The organism is Rhodohalobacter sp., from assembly GCF_041686455.1.
In the GTDB taxonomy this organism is placed as follows: domain Bacteria; phylum Bacteroidota; class Rhodothermia; order Balneolales; family Balneolaceae; genus Rhodohalobacter.
On record NZ_JAWLDW010000109.1, the window covers coordinates 1 to 9,111 of the forward strand.

General features: G+C 43.7%; 11 protein-coding genes and 1 pseudogene. 3 read left to right on the forward strand and 9 right to left on the reverse strand.

The features are described 5' to 3' along the window. Positions 1-175: 175 nt before the first annotated feature. The 8 genes from nuoK to ACESM0_RS11150 all read right to left on the reverse strand — a co-directional run bounded on the left by nuoK (position 176) and on the right by ACESM0_RS11150 (position 5,479). Complete coding sequence (nuoK, locus tag ACESM0_RS11115) at positions 176-511, reverse strand: NADH-quinone oxidoreductase subunit NuoK (RefSeq protein ID WP_101072298.1); 336 nt, start codon at positions 509-511, stop codon at positions 176-178. Between the two features lie 2 nt (positions 512-513). Further along, positions 514-1,023 carry an NADH-quinone oxidoreductase subunit J gene (locus tag ACESM0_RS11120; protein WP_101072303.1) on the reverse strand — a complete coding sequence of 170 codons (510 nt, stop codon included), beginning with the start codon at positions 1,021-1,023 and terminating at the stop codon, positions 514-516. A gap of 6 nt (positions 1,024-1,029) precedes the next feature. After that, complete coding sequence (locus ACESM0_RS11125) at positions 1,030-1,686, reverse strand: NuoI/complex I 23 kDa subunit family protein (protein WP_372906283.1); 657 nt, start codon at positions 1,684-1,686, stop codon at positions 1,030-1,032. 19 nt (positions 1,687-1,705) lie between these two features. Further along, positions 1,706-2,737, reverse strand: a complete 1,032-nt coding sequence (nuoH, locus tag ACESM0_RS11130) for an NADH-quinone oxidoreductase subunit NuoH (RefSeq protein WP_372906284.1) — start codon at positions 2,735-2,737, stop codon at positions 1,706-1,708. Between the two features lie 80 nt (positions 2,738-2,817). Next, entirely contained in the window at positions 2,818-3,963 is a 1,146-nt protein-coding gene (locus ACESM0_RS11135; protein WP_372906285.1) for an NADH-quinone oxidoreductase subunit D, read from the reverse strand. Between the two features lie 18 nt (positions 3,964-3,981). After that, entirely contained in the window at positions 3,982-4,467 is a 486-nt protein-coding gene (locus tag ACESM0_RS11140; protein ID WP_372906286.1) for an NADH-quinone oxidoreductase subunit C, read from the reverse strand. 2 nt (positions 4,468-4,469) lie between these two features. Next, positions 4,470-4,988: an NADH-quinone oxidoreductase subunit B gene (locus tag ACESM0_RS11145; protein ID WP_101072309.1), complete on the reverse strand. Its 519-nt coding sequence runs from the start codon at positions 4,986-4,988 to the stop codon at positions 4,470-4,472. A 50-nt stretch (positions 4,989-5,038) separates the two neighbouring features. Further along, positions 5,039-5,479 (reverse strand): NADH-quinone oxidoreductase subunit A, encoded by a 441-nt coding sequence (locus ACESM0_RS11150; protein ID WP_372906287.1) that lies wholly within the window; start codon positions 5,477-5,479, stop codon positions 5,039-5,041. Positions 5,480-5,813: 334 nt separating this feature from the next. On the opposite strand from ACESM0_RS11150, the gene ACESM0_RS11155 reads away from it, so the two are divergent. Beyond that, on the forward strand, positions 5,814-6,914 hold the full coding sequence (locus ACESM0_RS11155) for a chemotaxis protein CheB (RefSeq protein WP_372906288.1): 1,101 nt from the start codon (positions 5,814-5,816) through the stop codon (positions 6,912-6,914). A 176-nt stretch (positions 6,915-7,090) separates the two neighbouring features. Here ACESM0_RS11155 and ACESM0_RS11160 read toward each other — a convergent pair whose 3' ends face one another. Then, a complete protein-coding gene (locus tag ACESM0_RS11160) occupies positions 7,091-8,287 on the reverse strand; it encodes an MFS transporter (RefSeq protein WP_372906289.1) in 1,197 nt (398 codons plus the stop codon). Between the two features lie 133 nt (positions 8,288-8,420). Here ACESM0_RS11160 and ACESM0_RS11165 point away from each other — a divergent pair, with 133 nt between their 5' ends. Together ACESM0_RS11165 and ACESM0_RS11170 are read left to right on the forward strand one after the other, a co-directional pair. Next, positions 8,421-8,759, forward strand: a complete 339-nt coding sequence (locus ACESM0_RS11165; protein WP_372906290.1) for a hypothetical protein — start codon at positions 8,421-8,423, stop codon at positions 8,757-8,759. Between the two features lie 32 nt (positions 8,760-8,791). Continuing rightward, a pseudogene (locus ACESM0_RS11170) lies at positions 8,792-9,111 on the forward strand (hypothetical protein); the annotation flags it as partial.

The following is a 9,111-nucleotide window of genomic DNA, read 5'->3' on the forward strand; positions in this document are numbered from 1 at the left end:
GAGAATCAGTGTAACTGAAAGTAATCCGGTTCCCAGCCAGTCTCCTTGTCTCGGCAGTCGTTTACCTGAGAAGATCAATACAATAAATCCCAACAGTGGCAGGAGCAGTATGAGTAATGATAATTGTATAAACATTTGAAGTTCTATATCGTGAAAATTCTCAGTTTTGCGATGACTATCCTTTCAGAATATTCAGATCATCCAGGTTGATGGACTTAAATCGGTTAAAAACATTAAGCACAATGGCCAGTGCAACGGCAGCTTCCGCAGCAGCGATAATGATGATGAACATTCCGATCATCTGACCCTCCATCGACAGTTCCGTAAACCGGCTGAAAGCCACGAAGTTGATGTTGGCTGAGTTCAGAATCAGCTCCACTCCCATTAGAACCATGATGATATTCCGCTTTGAGATTACGGCCATCAAACCCAAAGCAAACAGTATGGCACTGACAATCAAAAAATGAGTTAATGCAGGTTCAGCCAGCCACTGTATAAATGATGATTCCATATCTAATTCGTGTTTTCTGTTGATATTCTTGTGGACATCAGAATGGCACCGATAATGGCAATTAGCAGCAGAACACCAATCACTATAAATGGCAGGATATAGCTTCCCATCAGCATCATCCCCATCTCGTAAACGGTTTCATCTCGTTCGATGGGTTCGATTACATTCCAGCCCGTTGTTACAAATGCATAGATCAGCAATACGCCTGCGGCAATCGAGAGTACGGTAGCCGGAACCATATTCACCGTTACGGATTTGAAACTTACCGTATGTCCCTGGCCGGTGAGCATCAGCCCGAACAGAATCAGGATCAGAATTCCGCCTACATAGACCAGAAGTTGTGTGGCCGCTAGAAAATCAGCGTAAAGAAGAGCATAAAGCGCAGCTACACCGATCAGGGTAAACATTAACGCAAAAGCAGAATGAACCACATTTTTAGAGAACACCATTACTGATGCTGATCCAATTGTAACCAGTGAAAAGAGGTAAAAAAGTATTGCTGTTAATTCCATGATCCCCTACTCCTTATCATCATTTTCAGAGTTCTTGTTGGTTGAATCATCTGCATCCGTTTTATCATCTTTATCTGCCTCTTCTGCAGCCGCTTTCTTTTTGGCTTCCTCTTCTTTCTTTTTCTTCTCCTCAGCCTTCTTGCGCATCATCTCTTCCTTCTCCCGCTTCTTTCGCTCAGCCTCCTCTTCGGCTTTATCTTTAACCTCGGCAACCATCTCCGGAGAGAGATTACTGAAATGGTAGACAAAATTGGTTCGGTCAAACTCGGAGTACTCATATTCAGGTACCATGGTGATACAATCGGTGGGACAAGGATGCACACAGAGATCGCAATACATACACTTGGCCATATCTATGTTGAATCGTGTGAGCCAGAATCTCTTCGGATTTCCTGTGGACGTTTTACCCAGATCCACATCATCGGTGGCTTTCACTGTCTCGATATCGATACAGTTTACAGGACAAGCTCTTGCACAAAGATTACAGCCAATACAGTCATCAATATTCACATAGAGTTGTGCTCGTGCACCCGGCGGCAACTCTTCTCGTTCCTCGGGATATTGAAGAGTAACCGACGGCTGAAACAGATGGCGCATCGTGATGCCCATCCCCGTAAAGATCGATTTAAATGTCAGCCAGCCTTCTTTTATTTGGTTTGCCATTGTTTTTATAATCTCAGGTTTAGAAAATCATTTCCCACAGTGCAACCAGTATCAAATTCACGAATGATAGAGGGATCAAAATGCTCCAGCAGATATGCATAAGCTGATCCACCCGGTACCGCGGCAGTGTCCACCGGATCCACATCATCACAAATACAAGCAGCAGTCCTTTTAACATGAACCAGAAGAATCCCCAGAACGGCCCTGCCATAAATTCTCCAAACGGACTGTTCCATCCGCCAAAAAAGAGTGTTGCGCCAAGTAAGGAGAGCAGAAGCATATCGGCATACTCGGCAAGCATAAACATGGCCCATCGCATACCGGAATATTCTGTTTGATAACCGCCCACCAGTTCCGATTCGGATTCAGGAAGGTCGAAAGGCACCCGGTGCGATTCAGCCAGAATGGAGATAAAGAAGATGCCAAAGGCAATAATCAAAAATGGATTTTGAAATATGAACCAGTTGGGCAAAAACCCTAGTATATCATTACCCGATTGCATTTCGGTTACGGTCATCAGGTTCAGTGAACCTGCCACAACGATTACGGTAAGTACGGTAGCAATGGTTGGCACTTCGTAGCTAACCATCTGTGCGGCACTTCTCATCCCACCCAAAAGGGACCATTTATTGTTGGATGCCCATCCTGCCATAATTACGCTCAGCGTAAGTATGGAGGTTACGGCGAGCAGATAAAACACCCCCACGTTAATATTGCTGCCGATATAATCACTGCTGAAAGGTATAACCGCAAATGCCGCATAAGAGGCCGCGAACATCATAAAAGGAGCAAACTTGAATAGGAACCGGCTTGCATCCGTTGGGATGATATCTTCTTTCTGGATCAGCTTCAGGAGATCCGCAATGGATTGTGCCCACCCGTGAAATCCGCCAACCCGCATCGGTCCCAACCGATCCTGAATAAAACCGGCAATTTTTCGTTCACCCCATATTGCCACCAACGCGTAAACCAGGATGATGGTTAACGGAATGGCTGCATGTATGATAATTGCAGTCAATGGAGCCATAATATTTCCAATCGTTTCAAACATGTGCAATTGATTTTGCCGAAGCGTTCAACTATTTAGATTTTTAGATATTTATATCCTATTAAGCTTTAAAAAAAGGGACCCTACCTGTCCACCTCTCCAAGTACAATGTCGATACTTCCCACAATGGCAACCATATCTGCAATCAGCGCTCCTTTTGATATTGCCGGCAGCATGCTCAGGTGCACAAAACTTGGTGCGCGGGCTTTCACACGATACGGTGACGCTCCTTTATCGCTGATGATGTAGTATCCGAGTTCACCGCGCGGAGTTTCGGTACGCGTATAGATTTCACCCTCTTTGGGGCGAATACGTTTGGGTATCCCCTCTTTGACGTCCCCTTCATCTGGCATGCCGTCAAGTGCCTGTTCAATAATACGCAGACTCTGCTCCATTTCACGAACACGTACGATGTATCGATCCCAGCAATCGCCCAAAGTACCCACTTCTCCTTTCCCGACCGGAATCTCAAAATCAAAACGATCGTAAATGGAATAGGGATCATTTTTTCTGAGATCCCACTCTACTCCCGAACCCCTAAGCACCGGACCGGAAGCTGCGTAGTTCAGTGCAACCTCTTTGGGTAAAATTCCAATATGGGCCGTTCTATCGATAAAAATTTTATTATAGGAGAGCAGGTCATTCAGCTCCTTAATTTTTGGCCTGAATGTTTTTACAAATTCTGCGGTGTCCGATTTGAAGTCTTTCGGAATATCCCTCATCAAACCGCCAACAGCCATATAGTTATAAAGAAGGCGAGCTCCTGTCGCTTTCTCGAAAATGGACAGTATCTTTTCCCGTTCCGTAAAACAGTATAGAAATGGAGTAAACGCTCCCAGGTCCAGACCAAAAGTCCCGATTCCAAGCAGATGACTGGCAATTCGCTGCAGCTCCGCCACTATCACCCTCATATACTCCACGCGCTCGGGCACTTCCACTTCCAGAAGTCTCTCCAAAGCGATTACATAGCCATGCTCCTGGTTCATTGCAGAAACATAGTCCATCCGGTCTGTGTATGGAATCACTTTCGCGTAATCCTCAACCGACTCAGCATACTTCTCAAAGCATCGGTGAAGATAGCCGATATTTGGCCGGCACTGCTTAACCATTTCACCGTCCAATACGAGCTCAAGCCGGAGTACACCGTGAGTAGACGGATGCTGAGGCCCCATATTGATGGTCATCTCACGAGTGTCTTTACCTGTTTCTAAAATCTGTTCTTCAATCATCGTAAGTTCATTTTCACTTTAAGCAGTGGTTGGCATTCCCTGGTAGAACTCCTGCGGTTCGTAATCCTTTCTGAGCGGATAGCCCTCCCAATCTTCAGGCGTTAAAATTCTCTTCAGGTTCGGGTGATCATCAAACATCACTCCCACCATATCCATCGCTTCACGTTCGTGCCAGTCTGCCGTTTTCCAGATCGATTCTACTGATGGAACATTCGGCTGATCGATCGGCACTCTAACTTTAAATGCCATAGAGTGACCAAGAGTGGTTGAGTGCACATGATATGTAACACCCAACTCTTCCTCTTTTGCGTAATGAACTCCGCTCAGACACATGAGTGTATTAAAACGGAGTTCAGCAGTATCTCTCAAAAACTTTGCGATTTCTTTGATTCTGACTGCCGGAAACTGAAACCAGGGCCGACCTACATCCCCTTTCATAAACTCAACAGTATCTTCTCCGAACTGTTCTTTTAGATAATCGAATATTTCTTCTTGTTCTTTCATGATCAGGATACTTTTTCAGCTTCTACTTTGACATCTTTACTCTCGGTGATTGTCTCACCTGTAATTTTCTCCTGAAGTTTCATAAAGCCCTCAAGAAGTGCCTCCGGCCGCGGCGGACAACCGGGCACATATACATCTACCGGAATTACCTTGTCTACCCCCTTCAGCACATGATAACCGTGTTCCCAATATGGGCCTCCACAGTTGGAACAGGACCCCATACTGATCACATATCGCGGTTCAGACATCTGTTCATACAGACGCTTTATCCTCGATGCCATTTTCATGGTAACCGTACCGGCAACAATCATCACATCGGCTTGTCTTGGTGAAGATCTCGGTATAATACCAAACCGGTCAAAATCATATTTTGATGCTGCTGTCGCCATCATTTCAATCGCACAACAAGCCAGTCCGAACTGCTCGTACCAAAGTGAATTTTTTCGAGCCCAGTTCAGCGCACTCTCCAGATTGACGATAATAATGTTACTGTCGTGGTATTTTTTATCAAGCATTCCCATAATCGAACAGTTGCTTTAATTTTTACTTCAACTCTTTGTTACCCTTTCCATCAAGCCGACTTCTTTAACGTCTCAGCTTCCGACTCTTCCATCACACCAACTCCATCCACATAGGTAGCACGAATCGGCTTCGGGATATCCCACTTCAGCTGACCCTTACCCAATTCATATATAAAACCGATAAAAATCAAAGAAACGAAAATAAACATTGCCCAGAACGCCAGCCAGCCAACATCTTTAAATACAGTTGCCCAGGGAAAGAGTAGCAGAATTTCCACTTCGAAGATCAGGAACATCAAACCGATGATGTAAAAACGGTTGTTAAACTGGACTCTGGCATTTCCAAAAGGAATTTCACCACACTCGTAGGTCATTAGTTTTTCCGCATTCGGACGATCGGGTCTGATCAACTTTGACACAAAAAGAGCGACTCCAACAAATAGCGCACCGGTTACCAGAAAGAGCAGTACATAACCAAAATCTTCAATCATCTGTCATTAATTTGTTCTATTTAAAAATCAAATTATGATATTTATACCTATTTATCCAAAATAAATTTTAAATACCTTATATTCTCTCCCATTTTGTTGCAATGCAAAGAGTAGACTGCATTTATTTATGTTCGATTACACTTTCAATAATTGGCCATTTGAGACTGATTTTATACGCAATTGGGATTTTTATACCTAATTATCTAAATTAAATTACCATTGTGAAAAGTGTTTTAAAGCAGGGCTTATATATCAAGTTTACTTAGTCGCTTTAAGTTTCAATATCAAACCCTTGCGGTTTGAACATTTTACTTTACTCCAAAATCATTCAGTCATGGAAAATGTAAACGTTCTACTTATCGATCCAAATCAAACACTTGTCAACAATTTAGCTGACATTATTGATAATGATAAGGACCTTATATTGAGCGGTGCTTTCACAACCGATCAGGTAAAAGAGATCGATCATTTGATATCTGAAAGCAGTCCAAATGCTATAGTGCTGGGAATCGACAATCCAGAATCGAAAGAGATGGACTTTTTATATCATCTTCGAAGAGATCATCCCCGCATTCCGGTACTGGTTATGACTACTCACAGTGAAATTGGGGCTGTTACAGCGTTATCTGCGCTTAAAAAGGGAGCCGTTGAATATATTGTTAAAACAACAACTCTCAGCGGAACAATACTCCCTGATGAACATTTTAAAGGCCGCTTAATTCCGGTTCTAAAAGCTGTACCGAGACTAAATCGGAATCTTTTAGTTAGGGGATCCTTTTCTGATAAAGCAATAAAACCTGTTCCGACTATACCGACCGACTTTTTTAAAGACGCAGAGAACCGAATAAAACTTTTAGTAATTGCGGGCTGTTTAGGTGGTGTACCGTCGCTATATATGCTACTGGCAAGCCTACCTGAAAGTCTCCCTGTACCTGTAATAGTTGTTCAACATATGCCAGATATTTACACATCCGTACTGGCTAAACAGCTCAACGAAATTTCCGGGCTTCAGGTTGTTGAGACAACCAACGGCATTGAGTTAAAACCGGGAACAGTATATATCACTCCGGGCAAATATCATGCATCTACGAGAACGATCATTGGTAAAAAGGTCATTACTCTTCATCACGGCCCTAAAATTCATGGATTCCGGCCATCGATAGATGTACTGCTTCAGTCAACGCAGAACACTTATCAGGGCAATGTACTTGCCGTCTATTTATCAGGTGGAGGTAATGACGGTATTGATGGAGCCAAAATAATCGATTTTTCAGGCGGTCATATCATCGTACAAAATAAAAACTCCTCTCTCCTGGCAGATCTTCCCTGGAAAATTGAATCACTCGGCCTGCACGAAGGATCCTACCCCATCGAGCGACTGGGGCACGAGATTTCCAAAAAGATTAAACAGGGATCTTATAATAAGGTGTACTAGCCGCGGCTTCGGTAACATCTTTATCCTATTTTTACACTCTTGGTTTAAGCAACTCACCCGTTCATTCATTGGAGTACTTAACATGGAAGAGACATGGAAAAGCTGATCGGTTCAGACTTGGATAGTGGGCTCCCCAAATTGAAAGATACTCTCGAATCTGACTAAAAAAATAAACCTTATTCGCCGGATCCTCTATACCTATAGATAGCAATTAACCCCAGAACCGGACCGGGCAGAAGGGCTAAAAACACAATCGGAGAGTGAAACTGAACCCACAAAATGTTCAGAAGCTGTATACTGATAATCGTTGTTGCAAAGCCAATACTGTTTACAATCGTGAGTCCGGTAGCAACATAATCTTTATCTGCAGAGCGGGCTACCAGGGTTGAAAACTGAGGGGAATCAGAAACCACAAAAATTCCCCAGATCAATAGCAGAGTAATAAAAACCGGTTCATTCAGATGAAACAGAAAAGGGATCATCAGACAAAAAAGTCCGGAAACGTAGAGTGAGACCTTCGTCACAAACTGACTGCTTTTCCGAATGGCAATGAGTCCTCCAATGCTGCAACCCAACGCTCCAATTCCAATGGTCAAGAAGGAGAGCAGTGATACGGACAGGCTCAATTCGCCGTAGTCTGACTGATAGAGTGTTAAAATAACCGGAACAAACGCCCAGAACGTGTAGAGTTCCCACATGTGCCCAAAGTAGCCAAATGCCGAGGCCCTGAAATTTCGGTCTTTAAAAAGCAGTGCTATCGTATTTGGTTTGAACACTCCCCGTTTACCACTAAAGGGGCCGTCGGGAACAGTGATGTAGAGCAGTACACCGCCTAACGTTGCAATGGCCGAAGTGGAAATCAGGATAAATTTCCAGGGTAGATCACCCGAGAGTTCACGAATCAAGTGCGGCAGTGCCGTGCCCAACACAAGAGCTCCCACCAGGTAACCAAGCGCACGTCCAAGACCCTCACGGTGCCAATCGGATGCTATTTTCATTCCTACGGGATAAATACCGGCAAGAAAAAATCCTGTAAAGAGTCGGGTAAGTATCAGAAAAATATAGCCTGTACTGAAAATTGCCATCGCATTTACAGCAGAACCCGCTACGGCGCAGATCAGAAAAACCAGCGACGGAGAGTAACGATCGGCCAGACTCAAGTAAGCAAAGACAAGTGTGCCTCCAATAAATCCAAACTGAACAGCCGACGTGACATTTCCAACGGCTGCATCGGTAAGCTGAAGAAGTTCTACCAGATCGGGAATCACCGCGTTTCCGGCAAACCATAGAGACGTTCCTGCGAACTGTGCAAATACAATTACAGGAAGAATTCTTGCCGGAATCTTTTTAGAAGTCGGTGTTTTCTCACTCATGGGTTATGGCGATCATAAATTCTCCGCAGAATATATGAATCTAACAGTCAGTTTCCATTTTTGTCCGATAACTCTTATTGTTATCAACAAATCGGTAAATTCATAGAAAACAATACTCCAAAAAATTTTCAATATGAGGTATTTCATTCAGCTTTTACTTCTAACAGTTTTACTCTTTTTGACGGGATGCAGCACCGACAGCCAATACGAAAACGAAACCGTTACAGATCAAACCGGCACGCTTATCTGGGGCGGATCTCCGGCAGTGGATGGAACAGGATTGCTTCTGGAAACTGCAGACACGACATACGGGGCTTCCGGTTCTTATGAAGATTATGAGTCTTATTTTCCTGAAAATGAAAATTCTGTCGAAGTCATCGCTGATTTTTTGATTACCGGCGAAGAAACCACAAGAGGTTGGGGAGTAAAATTCCCTGAAATACGCTTAATAGATGTAGAAGTGTCTGAGTAAAAGAACAAAAACAATTCACCACGCCTATTTCAATGAAACCAATTCAATTAACACTCTTCTTCTTTCTGTTAACTATAAGCTCGGTATTCGCACAAGATTACTCCATGCCGGAAGTAAATATTCGCGCAACGATCCAGGAGGATGGGAATGTGCTCATCGAAGAGAGAAGAACCTACAACTACAACGGCTCCTTCAGTTGGGCAGATTACCGACTACCTAAGCAGGGATTTACAGAAATTCGAAACATCCGGGTTTCAGAGGCTGACACCGACTACATCAACGAGAATAGTGAGGAACCGGGTACATTTACCGTTTCAGAATCGGACGAGATCATTGAAATTAAATGGCACTA

Bases quoted from the DNA above. Each gene is read 5' to 3' on its own strand.
- nuoK (WP_101072298.1), bottom strand. From the start codon at position 511: ATGGAATCATCATTTATACAGTGGCTGGCTGAACCTGCATTAACTCAT.
- ACESM0_RS11120 (WP_101072303.1), bottom strand. From the start codon at position 1,023: ATGGAATTAACAGCAATACTTTTTTACCTCTTTTCACTGGTTACAATT.
- ACESM0_RS11125 (WP_372906283.1), bottom strand. From the start codon at position 1,686: ATGGCAAACCAAATAAAAGAAGGCTGGCTGACATTTAAATCGATCTTT.
- nuoH (WP_372906284.1), bottom strand. From the start codon at position 2,737: ATGTTTGAAACGATTGGAAATATTATGGCTCCATTGACTGCAATTATC.
- ACESM0_RS11135 (WP_372906285.1), bottom strand. From the start codon at position 3,963: ATGATTGAAGAACAGATTTTAGAAACAGGTAAAGACACTCGTGAGATG.
- ACESM0_RS11140 (WP_372906286.1), bottom strand. From the start codon at position 4,467: ATGAAAGAACAAGAAGAAATATTCGATTATCTAAAAGAACAGTTCGGA.
- ACESM0_RS11145 (WP_101072309.1), bottom strand. From the start codon at position 4,988: ATGGGAATGCTTGATAAAAAATACCACGACAGTAACATTATTATCGTC.
- ACESM0_RS11150 (WP_372906287.1), bottom strand. From the start codon at position 5,479: ATGATTGAAGATTTTGGTTATGTACTGCTCTTTCTGGTAACCGGTGCG.
- ACESM0_RS11155 (WP_372906288.1), top strand. From the start codon at position 5,814: ATGGAAAATGTAAACGTTCTACTTATCGATCCAAATCAAACACTTGTC.
- ACESM0_RS11160 (WP_372906289.1), bottom strand. From the start codon at position 8,287: ATGAGTGAGAAAACACCGACTTCTAAAAAGATTCCGGCAAGAATTCTT.
- ACESM0_RS11165 (WP_372906290.1), top strand. From the start codon at position 8,421: ATGAGGTATTTCATTCAGCTTTTACTTCTAACAGTTTTACTCTTTTTG.